Origin of the sequence: Streptomyces chrestomyceticus JCM 4735 (assembly GCF_003865135.1) — a bacterium.
Taxonomy (GTDB): Bacteria; Actinomycetota; Actinomycetes; order Streptomycetales; family Streptomycetaceae; genus Streptomyces; species Streptomyces chrestomyceticus.
Genome location: NZ_BHZC01000001.1, coordinates 1941705 through 1959871, shown reverse-complemented (window position 1 = coordinate 1959871; position 18167 = coordinate 1941705). Strand labels below are relative to the sequence as shown.

Annotated in this window: 16 protein-coding genes; 7 read left to right on the top strand and 9 right to left on the bottom strand. The window is 73.0% G+C overall.

Translation table 11 applies throughout. The annotated features are described in order from the left end of the window. Positions 1–75: 75 nt before the first annotated feature. A complete protein-coding gene (locus EJG53_RS08055) occupies positions 76–1479 on the top strand; it encodes an 8-oxoguanine deaminase (RefSeq protein ID WP_125044276.1) in 1404 nt (467 codons plus the stop codon). Positions 1480–1782: 303 nt separating this feature from the next. Continuing rightward, positions 1783–3198 carry a nucleobase:cation symporter-2 family protein gene (locus EJG53_RS08050; RefSeq protein ID WP_125044275.1) on the top strand — a complete coding sequence of 472 codons (1416 nt, stop codon included), beginning with the start codon at positions 1783–1785 and terminating at the stop codon, positions 3196–3198. Between the two features lie 76 nt (positions 3199–3274). Here EJG53_RS08050 and EJG53_RS08045 read toward each other — a convergent pair whose 3' ends face one another. From EJG53_RS08045 to EJG53_RS08035, 3 genes are all read right to left on the bottom strand, one after another. Next, entirely contained in the window at positions 3275–4141 is an 867-nt protein-coding gene (locus tag EJG53_RS08045; RefSeq protein WP_125044274.1) for a chitosanase, read from the bottom strand. Between the two features lie 129 nt (positions 4142–4270). Next, entirely contained in the window at positions 4271–5113 is an 843-nt protein-coding gene (locus EJG53_RS08040) for a GNAT family N-acetyltransferase (RefSeq protein WP_125044273.1), read from the bottom strand. Positions 5114–5180: 67 nt separating this feature from the next. After that, a complete protein-coding gene (locus EJG53_RS08035; protein ID WP_125044272.1) occupies positions 5181–5762 on the bottom strand; it encodes a TetR/AcrR family transcriptional regulator in 582 nt (193 codons plus the stop codon). Positions 5763–5828: 66 nt separating this feature from the next. Here EJG53_RS08035 and EJG53_RS08030 point away from each other — a divergent pair, with 66 nt between their 5' ends. The 3 genes from EJG53_RS08030 (at position 5829) to EJG53_RS08020 (ending at position 10117) form a co-directional block, all read left to right on the top strand. Next, a complete protein-coding gene (locus EJG53_RS08030) occupies positions 5829–6908 on the top strand; it encodes an FAD-dependent oxidoreductase (protein ID WP_125044271.1) in 1080 nt (359 codons plus the stop codon). Between the two features lie 198 nt (positions 6909–7106). Beyond that, complete coding sequence (locus tag EJG53_RS08025) at positions 7107–8519, top strand: M20/M25/M40 family metallo-hydrolase (RefSeq protein WP_280526811.1); 1413 nt, start codon at positions 7107–7109, stop codon at positions 8517–8519. Between the two features lie 8 nt (positions 8520–8527). Beyond that, positions 8528–10117, top strand: coding sequence for a YfcC family protein (locus EJG53_RS08020; protein WP_125049235.1), 1590 nt, complete (start codon positions 8528–8530; stop codon positions 10115–10117). A 20-nt stretch (positions 10118–10137) separates the two neighbouring features. Here EJG53_RS08020 and EJG53_RS08015 read toward each other — a convergent pair whose 3' ends face one another. From EJG53_RS08015 to EJG53_RS08000, 4 genes are all read right to left on the bottom strand, one after another. Then, the gene (locus EJG53_RS08015; protein WP_030999612.1) at positions 10138–10401 is read right to left on the bottom strand and encodes an SCO5918 family protein; all 264 of its coding nucleotides are present in this window, start codon (positions 10399–10401) and stop codon (positions 10138–10140) included. A 94-nt stretch (positions 10402–10495) separates the two neighbouring features. After that, positions 10496–11281 (bottom strand): VOC family protein, encoded by a 786-nt coding sequence (locus EJG53_RS08010; protein WP_125044270.1) that lies wholly within the window; start codon positions 11279–11281, stop codon positions 10496–10498. Positions 11282–11409: 128 nt separating this feature from the next. Continuing rightward, complete coding sequence (gene aceB, locus EJG53_RS08005; protein WP_125044269.1) at positions 11410–13038, bottom strand: malate synthase A; 1629 nt, start codon at positions 13036–13038, stop codon at positions 11410–11412. Positions 13039–13263: 225 nt separating this feature from the next. Further along, positions 13264–13926, bottom strand: a complete 663-nt coding sequence (locus tag EJG53_RS08000) for a nucleotidyltransferase family protein (protein WP_125044268.1) — start codon at positions 13924–13926, stop codon at positions 13264–13266. 268 nt (positions 13927–14194) lie between these two features. Between EJG53_RS08000 and EJG53_RS07995 the strand changes: the two genes are divergently transcribed. Beyond that, positions 14195–14512, top strand: coding sequence for a DUF5955 family protein (locus EJG53_RS07995; RefSeq protein ID WP_244955037.1), 318 nt, complete (start codon positions 14195–14197; stop codon positions 14510–14512). Between the two features lie 59 nt (positions 14513–14571). Here EJG53_RS07995 and EJG53_RS07990 read toward each other — a convergent pair whose 3' ends face one another. Further along, positions 14572–15369 (bottom strand): IclR family transcriptional regulator, encoded by a 798-nt coding sequence (locus tag EJG53_RS07990; protein ID WP_125044267.1) that lies wholly within the window; start codon positions 15367–15369, stop codon positions 14572–14574. Positions 15370–15829: 460 nt separating this feature from the next. Here EJG53_RS07990 and allB point away from each other — a divergent pair, with 460 nt between their 5' ends. Continuing rightward, complete coding sequence (gene allB, locus EJG53_RS07985) at positions 15830–17164, top strand: allantoinase AllB (protein WP_125044266.1); 1335 nt, start codon at positions 15830–15832, stop codon at positions 17162–17164. Between the two features lie 188 nt (positions 17165–17352). On the opposite strand, the gene EJG53_RS07980 is transcribed toward allB, so the two are convergent. Further along, entirely contained in the window at positions 17353–18153 is an 801-nt protein-coding gene (locus EJG53_RS07980) for an isopenicillin N synthase family dioxygenase (protein ID WP_307721671.1), read from the bottom strand. Positions 18154–18167: the final 14 nt, after the last annotated feature.

Genomic DNA, 18167 nt, shown 5'->3' with positions numbered 1-18167 from the left:
GGCCATGCCGTGCCCTCCCTCAGGCCCCCGACGAGCAGGAGGGAAACCCATGCCGCATTTTCTAGGAGAACCACCATGGCAGCACCGGCATCCCCTGACAGCGCGGTGACGCGGCGTATCGTCATCGAGAACTGCGCCATCGCGACCGTCGACGCCCACGACACCGAGTACGCCTCGGGCCATGTCGTCGTCGCCGGCAACCTCATCGAGTCGGTGGGCGCGGGCCCGGCCCCCGAGGGCCTGGCGAACGTCGTCCGCCGTGTCGACGGCACCGGCCACCTCGCCACCCCCGGCCTGGTCAACACCCACCACCACTTCTACCAGTGGATGACCCGCGGCCTGGCCACCGACCACAACCTCTTCGACTGGCTGGTGGCCCTCTACCCGACCTGGGCCCGCATCGACGCGGCGATGCTCGCGGCCGCCACCCAGGGCTCGCTGGGCATGATGGTCAAGGGCGGTGTCACCACCGCCTCCGACCACCAGTACGTCTTCCCGCGCGGCGCCGGCGACCTGGTCGGCGCCGAACTGGCCGCCGTCAGCGAGATCGGCGCCCGCATCACCCTGGCGCGCGGCTCGATGGACCGCAGCGAGAAGGACGGGGGACTGCCGCCGGACTTCGCGGTCGAGACCACCGAGGGCGCGCTGAAAGCCACCGAAGAGGCCATCGACACCCACCACGACGCCTCCTTCGGCTCGATGGTGCACATCGCCGTGGCCCCCTGCTCCCCGTTCTCCATATCCACCGAACTCCTCCGGGAGGGCGCCTCGTTGGCCCGGCGCAAAGGCGTGCGGATGCACACCCACGGCTCGGAGACGGTCGAGGAGGAGAAGTTCTGCCACGAGCTGTTCGGCATGGGCCCGACCGACTACTTCGAGTCCACCGGCTGGCTCGGCGAGGACGTGTGGATGGCGCACTGCGTCCACATGAACGACGCCGACATCGCCGCCTTCGCCCGGACGAGGACCGGCGTGGCGCACTGCCCGTCCTCCAACGCGCGGCTCGCCGCCGGCATCGCCCGCGTCCCCGACATGCTCGCGGCGGGCGTACCGGTCGGCCTCGGCGTGGACGGCACCGCCTCCAACGAGAGCGGCGAACTCCACACCGAACTGCGCACCGCGCTGCTGATCAACCGGCTCGGCGCGCACAAGGAGGCGGCCCTCGACGCCCGCAAGGCGCTGCGCCTGGGCACCTACGGCGGCGCCCAGGTGCTGGGCCGGACGGCGGAGATCGGCTCCCTGGAGGCCGGCAAGCTGGCCGACCTGGTGCTGTGGAAGCTGGACGGCCTGGCCCACTCCACCATCGCCGACCCGGTGACCGCGCTGGTCTTCGGCGCCGCCGCGCCCGTCACGCTGTCGCTGGTCGACGGCGCGCCGGTGGTCGAGGACGGCCGGCTGACCAACGTCGACGAGGAGACCGTCGCCCGGACCGCGCGGGCCGAGGCGCGGCGCCTGGCCCGTATCGCCGCCGAGGGCTGACCCCCGCCCGGCGGCCCGAGAACTCGGCCGGGGGGACGGCCCCGGCCGGGAGCTCGTGGATCCGAGCGGGATCCACAAGCGCCGGAACCCGGGGGCACGGAGACCTCTCTCCGTGCCCCCGGACCGGTACCGCCGTACGTCATCACCCCCCGCCCCCCTTCTCTGCTCCCACATGTGACGACCCATCACATCGTTCGACGCGCCACGAGCGCGGACCGCTGCACCACCGCACCGACGCACGCCCTCCGTGACAGGCTCGCGCCGCCGCCCCCCTCGCGGCGCAGAAATCGAAGGAGGCCCGCAGTGGCCGCAACCTCAGGGCGGACGGCGCAGGGCGACCGGAAGCATCCGGTCGACGAGACCCTCCCGCCCTTCAAGATGTTCACCAGCGGCCTGCAGCACGTGGCCGCCATGTACGCGGGCGTGGTGGCCCCGCCGATGATCGTCGGCCCGGCCTGCGGGCTGAGCCCCGCCGAGACCGCGTTCCTGATGGGCGCCAGCCTCTTCACCGCGGGCATCGCCACCCTGCTGCAGACCCTCGGCTTCTGGAAGATCGGCGCCAGGCTGCCGTTCGTCAACGGCGTCTCGTTCGCCGGGGTGACCCCGATGGTCGCCATCGGCAAGGCGCAGGGCCCCGGCGACGCGCTGCCCGTCATCTTCGGCGCGGTGATCGTCGCCGGTGTCCTCGGCTTCCTCCTCGCGCCCTACTTCTCCAAGCTGGTGCGGTTCTTCCCGCCGGTCGTCACCGGCACCGTCATCACCCTGATCGGTGTCTCCCTGCTGCCCGTCGCCTTCAACTGGTCGCAGGGCGGCAACGCCCAGGCGCACGACTACGGTTCGCTGACCAACATCGGCATGGCGGCGCTCACCTTCGTCGTCGTGCTGGTGCTGCGCCGGGTGCTGCGCGGCTTCCTCCAGCAGATCTCCATCCTGCTCGGCCTGGTCGCCGGCACGCTGATCGCGATACCGGTCGGCATCACCGACTTCGGGACGATCAGCGAGGCGGACCTGGTCGGTTTTCCGACGCCGTTCCACTTCGGCGCACCGCAGTTCGATGTCGCCGCGATCGTCTCCATGGGCATCGTCATGCTGGTCTGCATGACCGAGTCCACCGCCGACATGCTCGCCCTCGGCAAGATCGTGGACCGGCCCGCCGACGAGCGCACCATCGAGGGCGGCCTGCGCGCCGACACCCTCGGCACCGCCCTCAGTCCGCTCTTCAACGGCTTCGCCAACAGCGCCTTCGCGCAGAACATCGGCCTGGTCGCGATGACCAAGGTGCGCAGCCGGTTCGTCGTCGCCACCGGTGGCCTGATCCTGATCGTGCTGGGCCTGTGTCCGGTCGCCGCCTCGGTGATCTCCCTCGTGCCGCTGCCGGTGCTGGGCGGCGCGGGCATCGTGCTGTTCGGCTCGGTCGCCGCCAGCGGCATCCAGACGCTGGCCGCGGCCGCGATGGACAAGGGGGAGAACGCGCTGATCGTGGCGGCCTCGGTCGGCATCGGCCTGATCCCGATCGCGGCGCCGCACTTCTACCACGACTTCCCCAAGGACATGCTGGTCGTCCTGGACTCCGGCATCAGCACCGGCTGCCTCGTCGCCATCGTGCTCAACCTCGCCTTCAACCACCTCGGCAAGCGGCGCGGCGAACCGCCGCTGGAGGTGATCCCGCAGCAGCCGGAGCGGGGCGCGGCGGGCCAGGAGGCTGCTCCGGCCCACTGATCCGCACAGCCCGGCGGCCCGTACCGCACCGGATGTCCGGAACGGTACGGGCCGCCGCCTGCTCGGCCGGCCTCGGTCAGCCGATGTGGTACGAGTCCCCGTACACCTTCCAGTCCAGCGGCGGGTTCAGGTTCAGGTTGCCCTTCTTCAGGAAGACGCGCTGCGCGGTGTCCACGCGGCTGGTGTCGCTGTGCGCCTCCTCCTGCTGCATCGCCCAGACCCGGGCGTCCAGGAAGGCGTCGAGGTACGCCTTCTCGTCGCCGCCCTGGGCCGGGGTCTTCGCCTTGGCCAGGGCGCGCTTGCGGATGTTGGAGAAGCTGGTCTTGTCGCTGCCGTCACCGTGCATGACCAGCGCGTCGTAGTACGCGAACTGGCCCAGCACGCCGATCTTGTCGGCCTTGCCCTGCTTGACGGCCGGGTTGAAGTACACCCGGTCCCGCTCGTCGTTCTGCGCCTTCTGGAAGTCCTTGTCCTGGGCGGCCTTCTTCCAGTCCTTCTCGAAGGCGGAGCCCAGGCCCGCGTGCGAGTCGCTGCCGTTGACCTTGCGCAGCGCGGGCAGGTACTTCGCCAGGACGTTGCCGGGCTTGCGCTGGGTGTACAGCTCGACGAGGTCGAGCATGTCGCCGGTGCCGGAACAGAAGCCGATGATGCCGGCGGTGTAGCCGCGGCCGTCCTTGATGTCCTCGATGTAGGCGTACTGCTTCTTCCAGTCCAGCGAGGAGTTCTCGGCGCTGGAGACCAGTTGCATGGCGATCTCCTTCTTCGCCGGGTCGTCCAGTCCGGCCGCGGCCTTGGCGGTGACGTGGGCCGTGGCGGGTGCCTGGCCGGGGGCGGCGACCGCCGTACCGGCGACGGCGGTCGCCGGTACGGCGAGCAGGACCAGGCCGAGGGTGAGGCCGGTGGCGGGCTTGCGGAGCGACTTGGCTATGGATCGGGCACGCATGGTTGTCCTCCAGTGGGGAGCGGGCCGGGTGAGGCCGTGGTGCGGTGAGGGACCCCAATCGTTAGGAAGCTTTCCTATCAGACTCCGGACGGGGCCGTCACCGGTCAGATCACGCCAACCACCGGCCTGTCAGTCACCCTTGTGCGCCTCGCCGGACGGCCGCCAGACGTACGGAACGGTCGTGGCGGCGCTGACCAGACCCAGCCGGTTGAGGATGGGACGGCTGGTCTCCAACGCGTCGACCTGCACGTACCGGAAGCCGCGCGCCACCGCGAGCGCCGCCCGGTGCGCCACCAGGGCGCGGTAGACGCCCTTGCCACGCCAGTTGGGCAGCGTCGAGCCGCCCCACAGCGAGGTGAAAGCGGTGCCCTCGTGGAAGCGCATCCACGCCGCCGAGACCACCTCGCCGGCCAGCGACTCCGCCACGGTCACCGTGCAGGGGTCGCCGTCCCGGCCCGCCACCCACTCCTCCATGGCCGGCGCCAGCCAGCTCCGGTCGTCGGCCCAGACGGTCGCGGCCAGTTCCCCGATGCGGTCGAAGTCGGCCCGGCCGGTGACCTCGCGCAGCCGTACGCCTTCGGGGAGCGGCGCCCCGCCGGGCGGCCCGGCGATCTCCGCCGCCTCGCCGATGACGACCGTCTCCTGCTCGCCCGGCACGAATCCGGCCGCGGCCAGCCGGTCCGGCAGGTCGGCGGGCAGGTCGTGGCCGTGGTACTTCCACTCGACCGGCAGCCCGCGGGCCGCGAAGTGGTCGCGCTGGGCGGCGATGAAGGCGTCCAGCTCCGCCCCGTCGAGTCCGCCCAGGTCGCGGTAGAGGATCAGACCGCCCTGCGCGGGGAGGGTCCTGCGCAGTACGGGGCCGACCCGCTCGGTGTCCGGTGTGTCCGGCGCGAACCCGCGGTCCCGCATCTGCTCGTCGTACGCCGCGCGGTAGGCGGCGGCCCGGGCCTGCTCGGTGTCTTGTGTGGTCACCGGCGTCACTCCACCACAGGCCGCGCCCGGCGGCCATCGAATTCGGCCGCGGCGTGGCGCACCGGCGTCAGGCTGTCGCGGCGGGCTCCGGGGGAGTGCCGAGCAGCCTGGCCAGCAGTTCCCCGATCCCCGGCCCCGGGTCGAAGTCGTCCGCCGGGAAGGAGAGTTGGTGGAAGGCGACCCCGTCGAGGTAGTCCAGAAGGATCTCGCAGTGCCGCTGCGGCGTCGGCGACCCGAAACGCCGCATCCACTCCGTGCCCCAGCCGACGACGGCCTCGCGCCCCCGCGTGAGCGCGGGCCGCAGCTCGGGGCGGGCCGAGGCTTCCTGGTAGAGGGCGTAGCGGGCGGCGGTCCTGGCGCGCTCGGGGCCGGTCGCGTACAGGAGGAACCGCGTCACGGCGTCCGCGAGTTCGGACACGTCGGCCGGGGCGGCCTGCCGGGCGAACTCCTCCCAGTCGCGGCGCTCCAGTGCCTCCAGGTGGCCGACGATGCCGTCGATCAGGGCGCCGCGGTTGCGGAAGTAGTTGGAGGTGGTGCCCGACGGCACCCCGGCCGCGGCGTCCACCGCCTGGTAGGTGAGGCGCCGGGGCCCCTCGGCGCCCAGTACTCCGATCGCCGCGTCCAGTACCTGGTCCCGCCGTCGCGCCACCCTGCGCACCTCTCGTTACTATGTTTGTAGTGTCGATTCACTATAAACATAGTACCGTGTACGGGCATGGAGCTGACACCACGCACGGCAGCCGTCGTCGGCGGCGGCATCGGCGGTCTCGCCGCCGCCCTCCACCTGCGCGAAGGCGGCTGGTCGGTCGATGTCTTCGAACGCGCCCGCCGCCTCCCCGCGACCGGCACCGCCCTCGGGCTGTGGCCCGGCGCGCTGGCCGCCCTGGACGCCCTCGGCCTCGGCGAGCGGGTACGGGACCTGAGCCGGCCGCAGACCGCCGGCGCCTTCCTGCGCCCCGACGGCGGGCGCATCGCCACCCTCGACGTCGCCGCCCTCCAGCGGCGCACCGGCGACGTCGTCCGTCTGATCTCCCGCCCCGAACTGCTGGCCCTCCTGTACGAGGCGGCCGGCGGCGACGGCTCGGTCACCTTCGGCCGTCCGGTCGACGACATCCGGGCGCTGGACGGCGCGTACGACGTGGTGATCGCGGCCGACGGCCTCAACAGCGCCGCGCGCACGACCCTGTTCGGCTCTCGGTACCGCGCCCGCTACGTCGGCGCGACGTCCTGGCGCGGCACGGTCGACGGTGGCACCGGCGCCGTCACCGAGACCTGGGGCGAAGGGCTGCGGTTCGGCGTCACACCCACCACGGGCGGGCGCACCAACTGGTTCGCCTGTGCGGTGGCGCCGGAAGGGCAGCGCGACCCGGGCCGCGAGGCCGACGCGCTGCGCTCCCGCTTCGGGCACTGGCACGCCGGAGTGCGGCACGTACTGGAACGGATGGACGAGCCCGAGGTGCTGCGCCTGGACCTGTACTACCTGGACCCGCCGCTGCCCTCGTACGTCCGCGGCCGCACCGCGCTCATCGGCGACGCCGCCCACGCCATGACGCCCGACCTGGGGCGCGGGGCCTGTGAAGCGCTGGTCGACGCCGTGGAGTTGACCCGGGCCCTGCGGGTGTCGCCCCACGTGACGACGGCCCTCCGTACGTATGATCATGAACGGCGTTCCGTGACCCAGCGGCTGGTGCGCACGGCGCGGCTGATGAACCGGATGGCGCACGCGCGGCGGTTGACGGGTCTGCGGAACGCGGCGATGCGGGCCGCGCTGACGCTCGGCGGGCCGCCGGCCTGAGGGGTGGCGGATGCCGGAGGCGCTGGCGTTTTGCCCGATATGCTGTATTAGTCCTGACCGTCAGTCAAGTGCGCGCCCGACGCCACGGAGAGGGGTTCCGCGGTGGACCCGAACGCCCAGCACCCGCACGACCGGCCGCCGGACACCGAGCCCTCACGCAGAGCCGCCCCCGGGGCCGTACCCCCGGCCACCGGCCCCGTGCCCCCGGACGCGCGTTCCGTACCCCCGGCGCTCCCGGCCGCCGACGACCTGGAAGCCGCCGTCGACCACCTGATGCCCGGCATCCGCGACGACCTCAAGCGGCTCGCGACGATCCCTTCGGTCGCCTTCCCCGGCCACCCGCCCGAGCCGGTCCTCGCGGCGCGCGACGAACTCCTCGCCCTGCTGCGCGCCGCCGGCGTCACCGACCTCGGACAGCTCGACCTCCCCGGGACCGCGCCGGTCGTCACGGGCACCATCCCGCCGCCCTCCCCGGACGCCCCCACCGTCCTCCTGTACGGCCACTACGACGTCCAGCCCGCGGGCGACCTCCGCCTGTGGACCTCGCCGCCCTTCGAACCCACCGACTTCGACGACCCGCACGGCGGCCCCGCCATCCGGGCCCGCGGCATCGCCGACTGCAAGGCGAACCTCCTCGTCCACCTCGGCGCGCTGCGCGCCCACGGCGGCCGGCCCCCGGTCGGCATCAAGATCGTCTTCGAGGGTCAGGAGGAGTACGGCAGCCCCTTCGACGACTACCCGCCCACCGACCCCGCGCGCTTCGCCTGCGACGCGATGGTCATCGCCGACGCGGGCAACCTCCGCGCCGGTACGCCCACGCTCGTCACCGGCCTGCGCGGCGCCGCCGAACTGACCGTGGAGGTCCGCACCCTCGACGAGGCCGTGCACAGCGGCGAGTACGGCGGCGCCGCCCCGGACGCGCTGCTCGTCCTCCTCAACGCCCTGGCCACCCTGCACGACGTGCACGGCGACGTCGCCGTCGAAGGGTTGCGCCGCGAACCGTGGACCGGCACCGCCCCCACCGAGGCCGAGTTCCGCGAACTGGCCGGCGTACAGGAGGGACTGCCGCTCCTCGGCTCCGGCGGCCTCGGCGAACGCCTGTGGAGCGGCCCGGCCGTCACCGTCATGGGCCTGGACGCCCCCTCGGTGGACCAGGCCGCCTCGGCCGTCGTGCCGTACGCCCGCGCCAAGCTCAACCTGCGCTGCCACCCGCGCCAGGACCCGAAGGAAGCGCTCGGCGCGCTCGTACGGCATCTGGAGCGGCTGCGTCCGTTCGGCGTCCCGCTGACCGTGACACCCGGCGACGCGGGCGCCGGATTCGAGGCCCGTACCGGCGGCCCCGCCTACCGCGCCGCCGAGGCCGCGATGCGCCGGGCCTGGGGCGCCGAGCCCGTGCACACCGCGGGCGGCGGCTCCATCCCGCTGGTCAACGGCCTCGCACGCGCCGTACCCGGAGCCGAGGTGCTGATCTTCGGCGCCGAGGACAAGCAGTGCAACCTGCACGCGCCCGACGAACGGGTGCTGCTCTCGGAACTGCGCGCCGCCGTCCTGGCGGAGGCCGTCTTCCTGCGCGAGTACGCCGCCGCGTTCCGTGCCGGAGCCGCCGCGTGAGCGCCCCGATGCCCGACGAGAACCCCCGGCCCGCCGAAGAGCCCCCGGCCGCCGGACAATCCACCACCGCCACGGCCGACCCCGCCCCCGACCGCGGTCCGCAGCGCCCCCGGCGCAGGTTCACCTTCCCCAGCGCCCTGACCGTCCTGGTCGTCGTGACCCTCGCGGTCTGGCTCCTGGCCTTCTTCATCCCCTCCGGCACCTACGACCGCGACGGCAACGGCACCCCGCAGCAGGGCACCTACCACCGCACCCCCTCCGGCCAGTCCTTCACCGACCGCCTCAACGACCTCTTCCTCTCACCGGTCAACGGCCTCTACGGAGTGCAGGACGCCAAGACCGGGCAGGTCGGCCCGACCCTGGCGGGCGAACTGTACGGCAGTGCGGGCGTGTTCCTGTTCGTGCTGGCCATCGGCGCGTTCATCACGGTCGTCTTCTCCACCGGGGCCCTCGACCGCGGCATCGGCCGGCTGGCCCACCGCCTCCGCCACCGCGGCGCGCTGCTGATCGCCGGGGTGATGGCGGTCTTCTCGCTGCTCGGCACGGTCGAGGGGTTCGCCGAGGAGACACTCGGCTTCTACGGCCTGGTCGTACCGCTGATGCTGGCACTCGGGTACGACCGGATGGTGGCCACCGCGACGATCATCCTCGGGGCCGGCATCGGCGTCCTGTGCTCCACCGTCAACCCCTTCGCCACCGGCGTCGCCTCCTCCGCCGCGGACATCTCGCTCGGCGACGGCATCGCGCTGCGGGTGGTGATGTGGCTGGTGCTGACCGCCGTCACCATCGGCTACGTGGTGCGCTACGCGCGGCGCGTACTGGCCGACCCGGACCGCTCCCTCGTCGGCTTCCTGCCCGGCGACCGGGACCGCGCGCGGGCCGCCGACGACGCGGTGGAACCGCCGCCGCTGACCGGGCTGCACAAGACCGTGCTGGTCACCGTGGCGCTGGTGTTCGCCTTCATGATCTTCTCGGTGATCCCGTGGGCCGGGGCGCTCACCGGGGACGCCGACGCCGCGCCGTACTCCTTCGAACTGGGCTGGTCCTTCCCCCAGCTCGCCGCGCTGTTCGTCACGGCCTCGATCCTCGTCGGGATCATCGCGCGGATGGGGGAGCAGAAGCTCAGCTCGACCTTCGTGCAGGGCGTCGCCGAGTTCATCTCACCGGCCCTGGTGATCGTGCTGGCCAGGGGGGTGACCACGATCATGAACAACTCGCGCATCACGGACACCGTGTTGCACGCCGTCGAGGGCGCCGTCTCCGGCACCCCGTCCGCCCTGTTCGGCATCATGGTCTACGTCGTCAACCTGCCGCTGGCCTTCCTCATCCCCTCCACCTCCGGCCACGCCACCCTCGCCATGCCGATCCTGGCCCCGCTGGCCGACTTCGCGCACGTCTCGCGCGCGGTGGTCGTCACGGCCTGGCAGGCGGCCAGCGGGTGGATGAACCTGTGGGTACCGACCACCGCCGTCATCATGGGCGGCGTCTCGCTGGCCAAGGTCGGCTACGACAAGTACCTGCGTTTCGTCTGGCCCCTGCTCGCCCTCCTGGCCGTGCTCATCTGCGGCTTCGTGGGGCTGGGAGCGGCGATGACCTGAGCCGGCCGGACGGCCGCGCGTCACAGGAGAGCGGTCGGCTCCGGTGACGCGGGCCGCGGCTTGCAGGTGAAGCCGAGCCGGCGCAGCGCCCGCACCATCTCCCCGGCGCTGAAGTCCCGCGGGTCCTGGCCGGTGACGATACGGCCGACCTGCTTGACGGGATAGGCGACGGAACCGACGACCACGGAGTCACCGTGGATGGGCTCCGGTTCGACCGCGTTCATCTTCTGCTCCACCTCGATCGCCTGAAGGTAGAAGAAGACGCCGGCGATGGTGACACGCATACTGCCTCGACAAGGGTGAGCAGGAATGGAGCCGAGCCCCCACCCTCTCACGTGGCCCGCCCGTACGGTGGCCCGACCGCCGCCGGATTCCGGGTCACGGCGACGGCGGGGCCTCCGCTCCGCGCACCCGCAGCCCGGCGATCTCGGTGTGCGGCGGCCGGTCCCCGGCCAGCAGCAGGGTGGTGATGCGGTCGGCGGGCCCGGCGGCGAAGTGCACCCGGCCGCCTTCGAGCGGTACGACGGTGCCGCCCGCGTCCACCGGGACGCCGGTGAGCGCGCCGAGCCAGGCGGCGGCGCCGTGCGGGTCGGGCGTCTCGACGAGGAACCCGGCGAGGTCGAAGGCGCCGCGGTCGACGCGGCCGGACGCCTCGTGCTCGCGGCGGAGCGCGGGGTCGGCGCGGACGGTGATGAAGAACGGGGCCCAGGGCGGCACGCCGGAGCCCGTCAGCATCACCTCCTGGAAGGTGACCCGCCCCTCCAGGAAGGAGAAGTCGTGCACATCGGTGCCGTGGCCCGCGCGGCGCAGCCGCTCGGCCGTGGCGGCGGAGTCCGCGACGTGCACCGCGAAGTTCAACGGCCCGCCGCCGGCCGCCAGGAGCGCGTCGATCCGGGCCTGCCACTGCGCCGTCGCCCGGCCGAACGCGGAGAGCGCGTACGTCTCCGGGTCCACGACGGTGAGGATTTCGACGTACCGGTCGTCCAGCCGCCAGGCACCGTTCTGAAAGCCCTCGTGCACCGGATTGGTGTGCGCGGGCAGCCCGGCCGCCGTGTAGTCCCGCACGGCGGCGGCCACGTCCGGCACGCAGTGCAGCAGATGGTCGAAGCGCGGCGCTTCGACCGGGCGGAGATCCGGGGTACGGATCGGCTGAGTCGCGGTCATGGACACCCTCCCCAAGTAGGTAAGGGCAGCCTAACCGTACCGGGTCGAGGGGTTCGTGCGGGTGGCACGGGCTCCTCGGCCCGGTGACGGCTGGTCAGGGTGGCGGCCCGTGGGGCGACCCGGGCCGGTCAGTCCAGCAGCTCGTACGCCGGCAGGGTCAGGAACGCGGCGTAGTCGGTGTCCAGGGCGACCTTCAGGAGGAGGTCGTGGGCCTGCTGCCAGGTGCCGGCGGTGAAGGCCTCGTCGCCGATCTCCGCGCGGATGGCGGCCAGTTCCTCGTCGGCGATCTTGCGGACCAGGCCCGCGGTGGCCTTCTCGCCGTTCTCGAACACGACGCCCGCGTCCACCCACTGCCAGATCTGCGACCGGGAGATCTCGGCGGTGGCCGCGTCCTCCATCAGGCCGAAGATGGCGACCGCGCCGAGACCGCGCAGCCATGCCTCGATGTAGCGGGTGCCGACCCGGACCGCGTCCACCAGGCCCTGGTAGGTGGGTTTGGCGTCCAGGGAGTCGACGGCGATGAGGTCGGCGGCCGAGACCCTGACGTCCTCGCGCAGCCGGTCCTTCTGGTGCGGCCGGTCGCCGAGCACCGCGTCGAAGGAGGCGCGGGCGACCGGCACCAGGTCGGGGTGGGCGACCCAGGAGCCGTCGAAGCCGTCGCCGGCCTCCCGGTCCTTGTCGGCGCGGACCTTGGCCAGCGCGGTCTCGTTGGCCTCGGGGTCACGGCGGTTGGGGATGAACGCGGCCATGCCGCCGATCGCGTGCGCGCCGCGCTTGTGGCAGGTGCGGACGAGGAGTTCGGTGTACGCGCGCATGAACGGCGCGGTCATGGTGACCGCGTTGCGGTCCGGCAGCACGAACTTCTCGCCGCCGTCGCGGAAGTTCTTCACGATGGAGAACAGGTAGTCCCAGCGGCCGGCGTTCAGGCCCGAGGCGTGGTCGCGCAGCTCGTAGAGGATCTCCTCCATCTCGTACGCGGCGGTGATGGTCTCGATGAGGACCGTGGCGCGGACGGTGCCCTGCGCGATGCCGACGTAGTCCTGCGCGAAGACGAAGATGTCGTTCCAGAGGCGGGCCTCCAGGTGCGACTCGGTCTTCGGCAGGTAGAAGTACGGGCCCTTGCCGAGGTCCAGCAGGCGCTGGGCGTTGTGGAAGAAGTACAGGCCGAAGTCGACCAGGGCGCCGGGGACCGGGGTGCCGTCGAGCTGGAGGTGGCGCTCGTCGAGGTGCCAGCCGCGCGGGCGGACGACGACGGTCGCCAGCTCCTCGGCGGGCTTCAGGGCGTAGGACTTGCCGCTCCCCGGGTCGGTGAAGTCGATCCGGCGCTCGTAGGCGTCGATCAGGTTCACCTGGCCGCCGATGACGTTCGCCCAGGTGGGGGCGGAGGCGTCCTCGAAGTCGGCGAGCCAGACCTTCGCGCCGGAGTTGAGCGCGTTGATGGTCATCTTGCGGTCGGTGGGGCCGGTGATCTCCACCCGGCGGTCGTTCAGCGCGGCGGGCGCCGGGGCGACGCGCCAGCTCTCGTCCTCGCGGATGCGGGCGGTCTCCGGCAGGAAGTCGAGGCTGCTGGTGCGGGCGATCTCGGCGCGGCGCGCGTCGCGGCGGGCGAGCAGTTCGTCGCGGCGCGGGGTGAACCGGCGGTGGAGTTCGGCGACGAAGGCCAGTGCGGCCTCCGTGAGGATCTCGTCCTGGCGGGCGGGGGCCTTGCCGGGGCCGACATCGACGACGGCCAGCGGGGACGGCGCTGGTGCGGACATGAGCTGTCACTCCATTCGGCGGCGGTGCCCGGGCGGCCGCCGGGGCGGGTGCGCGGCACGGGGTGCCGCGGGCCGCGGCCGACGGTGGCGGGCGCCGTTCGGGTGCAGGGCGCTTCTGACCAGTGGAGAGTAGTTTCCTTATCGCGGAACTTCAATGGTTTGTTGACGTCGAGATTCTCTCCGTCGACAGAAGCGGGGACCGGATGGCTCGGAGTGCCACCGCGGTCACTGTCCCTCGCCTGCCCGGGGCGCGCCCGGTGACGCCAGGCGGAACAGGTCCCGCGGCGTGTCGATGTCGTACGGCTCGGCCACGTCCGCGCACTCGACCAGGGTGAGGGTGGCCGCATGCTCCTCCAGGTACGCACGGGCCCCTCGGTCACCCGAGGCGCCGGCCGCGACCGCCGCCCACCGGTCCGCCGCGAACAGCACCGGATGCCCGCGCTTCCCGCCGTACGCGGCCGCCACCAGCCCGGCCCCGCCCTCGTACGCGGCGATCACCCGCGCCACCGCCGCCGCGCCGATGCCCGGCTGGTCCACCAGCGAGACCAGCGCGGCGCCCACCCCGGAGCCCGCCAGGGCGGCGAGCCCCACGCGCAGTGAGGACCCCATGCCCTGGGCCCAGTCCGGGTTCTCGGCCGTCTCGTACGCCGCGAGGTCGGCCCGCTCCCGTACCGCTCCGGCCGCCGCGCCCAGGACGATGTGCACCGGGCCGCAGCCGCCCTCCCGCAGGACCCGGGCCGCGTTCTCGACCAGGGGCCGCCCGCGGAAATCCAGCAGGGCCTTGGGCCGGCCGCCCAGCCGTCGCCCGCCGCCCGCGGCGAGCAGCAGCCCGGCGACCGGGCGGCGTACGGGTGGGGCGTCCGGGGCGGGGGATGAGATGTGTGCCATGGGGCCTGCTTACCTCATGGCCGGGGCCTGAGGGGCGGTACGGGGCGGGCCGGGACGGCGGGAGCGAGGTCGGCGTGGCGCGGGAGCGGGGCCGGTCGTGGCGGCGGGGAGCGGGGCGGGCCGAGAACGGTACCGCACGGCGGCCGCCGGTGCGCACCGGAATTCGGTGATCCTGATTTCGCTCTCCGTATGGCGCGGACCGCGCAGGGTGGCGTTAACTGGCCCGCGTCGTGGAGCGGGGCCAACGGCCGTGGAGGGTACCGTCGTTGTGGAGCAGAGGCAGAAGCACAGGCGAGTCGCAGGAGCCGGGGACGACCCACGGGCCGTCGCCCTGTGCGGGGCGGTGGCCCGGTTGCGCCGTGAACTGGCCCTCCACCCGGCGGAGTTGCCCGACCGTACGGCCGCCGACGACGAACTGGCCGCGCTGCACGCCCTGGTGAGCGCCGGTGACCCCGAGGTGCCCCGGCTGCGCCGTTCCCTGCTGCTGATCGCGGGAGCGGTCGGCTCGGTGTCCGCGCTGGCACCCGCCCTCGCGGACGTACGCGACCTGATCGGTATGTACGGGGAGGCGCCGCGCCAATTCTGAACCCCGGCCGGAGCGCGGGGGCGTACGGCCCGCACCGCGCCCCGGCCGGGGCCGCGGCGTCACGCCGGGTTCTGGTTGGCCAGCGCCACGGAGAGTTCGGCCGCGATCTCCTGGAGCACCGGCACGATCTTGTCGATCGATGCCTCGGTCACCCGGCCGGTCGGGCCGGAGATGGAGATGGCCGCCGCGGTGGGGGAGTCCGGCACCGGCACCGCGATGCAGCGGACGCCGATCTCCTGCTCGTTGTCGTCCATCGCGTACCCGAGCCGGCGGACCTCTTCGAGGGCGTCCAGGAAGCGGTCCGGGTCGGTGATGGTCTTCTCGGTCGCGGCCGGCATGCCCGTACGGCCGAGCAGCGCGCGCACCTCCTCCGGCGGGTGGCCCGCCAGCAGCGCCTTGCCCACGCCCGTGGAGTGCGGCAGCACCCGCCGGCCGACCTCGGTGAACATCCGCACCGCGTGCCGGGACGGCACCTGCGCCACGTACACGATCTCGTCGCCGTCCAGCAGCGCCATGTTCGCGGTCTCGCCGGTCTCCTCGACCGCGCGCGCCAGGTAGGGCCGGGCCCAGGTGCCGAGGAGGCGCGAGGCGCTCTCGCCGAGGCGGATCAGCCGGGGGCCGAGCGCGTACCGGCGGTTCGGCTGCTGGCGGACGTACCCGCAGGCCACGAGGGTGCGCATGAGCCGGTGGATGGTGGGCAACGGCAGTCCGCTGCTCGTCGACAGCTCGCTCAGACCGACCTCGCCACCGGCGTCGGCCATCCGCTCCAGCAGGTCGAAGGCGCGCTCAAGGGACTGGACGCCACCGCCGGCGGCTGCGGGTTTGGCGGCGGAAGTGCTGGCGCTGGACGGCGGCACGACGCGTTCCTTTCGGGGCAGGTGGTGGCGGACTCGGCGCAGGGCTGGGTGTACGGGTGCCGCGACCGACCCGGAGCAGCCTACCGGTCCCCTCCGGCGGACACACGGTCTGTCGCACACTCGTTCCCGCCGGTCAGGGCCCGTCCCCGGCCCGCGCCCGGCCTGCACTCGGGCCGCGCCCGGGTGCTACCCGCCCGCCCCGGCCCGGACCAGTGACTGAAAGAACATTCCGCTGCCCGAAATTCCGTATCCATTCCATGGAATCCTCCAAGTGCCCGCCCCGGCGCATGATCGCGCCAGGAACCCGTCCCCGCCGCTCCTCCCGTCCGGCGCAATCTGTGCCACCGGCCCACCTCCGGGAGGGTCTTGACGGGGCAAGGCGCCGGAGGAAGACTCCTTCAACAGAAAGTTGAATTCCGTGGTGCGGAAGCCCACGGGGACCGCACGAGGAGGGGACCGGGTGTCCGAGATCGATCTGGTGCTGCGCTCCACACGCGTCGTCACCCCGCAGGGGACCCGCGCGGCGACCGTCACCGTCCGGGACGGGAAGATCGCGGAGCTGCTCCCGCACGACGCCCCCGCACCGGCCGGGGCGCGGGTCGAGGACTTCGGCGACGACGTGCTGCTGCCCGGCCTCGTCGACACCCACGTCCACGTGAACGACCCCGGCCGCACCGAGTGGGAAGGCTTCTGGACCGCCACCCGCGCGGCCGCGGCCGGCGGCATCACCACCCTCGTCGACATGCCCCTCAACAGCCTGCCGCCCACCACCACCGAGGCGAACCTGCACACCAAGCGCGAGGTCGCGCGCTCCAAGGCGCACATCGACGTCGGCTTCTGGGGCGGCGCCGTACCCGGCAACGTCAAGGACCTGCGGCCGCTGCACGACGCCGGCGTCTTCGGCTTCAAGTGCTTCCTGTCCCCGTCCGGCGTGGACGAGTTCCCGCAACTGGACCAGGAACAGCTTGCCGCCGCGCTCGGCGAGATCGCCGGTTTCGGCGGCCTGCTCATCGTGCACGCCGAGGACCCGGTCCACCTGGAGGCCGCGCCGCAGCCGCACGGCCCCAGGTACGCCGACTTCCTCGCCTCCCGCCCCCGGGTCTCCGAGAACGACGCGATCGCCGGACTGATCGCGCTCGCCCGGCGGCTCCGCGCGCGGGTGCACATCCTGCACCTGTCCTCCTCGGACGCCCTGCCGCTGATCGCCGACGCCCGCGCCGAGGGCGTCCGGATCACCGTCGAGACCTGCCCGCACTTCCTCACCCTGACCGCCGAGGAGATCCCGGACGGCGCCACCGAGTTCAAGTGCTGCCCGCCGATCCGCGAGGCCGCCAACCAGGACGCCCTCTGGCAGGGCCTCGCCGACGGCACGATCGACTGCGTCGTCTCCGACCACTCTCCCTCCACCGCCGGCCTGAAGACCCCCGACTTCGGCGACGCCTGGGGCGGCATCTCCTCCCTCCAGCTCGGCCTCCCCGCCATCTGGACCGCCGCCCGCGAGCGCGGCCACACCCTCGACGACGTCGCCCGCTGGATGGCCACCGCCCCGGCCGCACTGGTCGGCCTGCACCGCAAGGGCGCCATCGAGCCCGGCCGCGACGCGGACTTCGCGGTACTCGACCCGGACGCCGCTTTCACCGTCGACCCGGCCGGCCTCCAGCACCGCAACAAGATCACCGCCTACGCCGGGCGCACCCTGCACGGCGTCGTACGGTCCACATGGCTGCGCGGCCGGCGGATCAACGACGGCGGCACGCTGTCCGAGCCCACGGGTGAGCTGCTGGAACGGCCCTGAGGGCCGTCAAAGGCTCTTCGCCGGGGGACGCGTCCCCGCGTACCGCATCCATCAGGGGCTGATGGCCCGCAGTTTGTCGCGCATCCAGTCACCGGAACGCACCGTTCCGTACTGGCGGCGTCCGATGGGCACGGGCAGCGGGGTGATCGGGGTGTCGGGGGCGCAGGCGTGGAAGTACGCCAGGGAGGTCAGTTCCTCGGCCGGGGCCTCGGGGGTGGTGGCAGGACGCGGTGGCGGCCGGAGTGCCAGCGGTCGCCGCTCCAGCGCTGCATCAGGTCGCCGATGTTGAGCGTCAGGGTGTCCGGCTGCCACGGGGCGTCCTGCCAGCCGGCCGCGGCGTCGTGGACCTGTAGCCCGCCTCGGCCGTTCTGCCGGTCCAGCAGGGTCAGGAGCCCGAAGTCGGTGTGCGCTCCGATGCGGAACTGTCCGGGACGGGCGGGCCCGGTGGTGTGCCGGGGCGGGTACCAGTTGATCAGGACGTTGCCGTTCGGGTGGGTGGTGTGGCGGGTGAAGAAGTCCTCGGGCCGGCCCAGCGCGGTGGCCATGATCTGCAGCAGGGTGTCGGACAGTGCGCGCATACGGTCGGCGAACTCCGTCACGTACGGGCGCAGCAGCGGCACGTGGACCGGCCAGCGGTCGGGCAGTAGCCGGCCGCGGGTCTCGAAGGCGGCTGCCCAGGACTCCTTGAGGTCGGGCGGGGTCACGGTGCCCTCGGACGCCGCCGTGGTCACCTGGTCGCGGCCGAACCACCCGCTCCGGCCGTCCTGTTGGGCGTAGCGGGCCTTGGTCCCGTCGGGCAGCGCGAAGAACGTCCGGGCCGCCGCCCGCAGCCGCTCGGGCAGTTGCGGGTCGAGGCCGTGACCGCGCACGAGAAGGAATCCGGTGGCTTGCAGGGAACGGTCGACGGCGGACGCGAGCCGCTCCCGGGCGTCGCGGTCCGCGCCGGACCACCCGGAGAGATCGATGACGTCAATGGCCGCACAGTGCATGGCGAGTTGCTCCC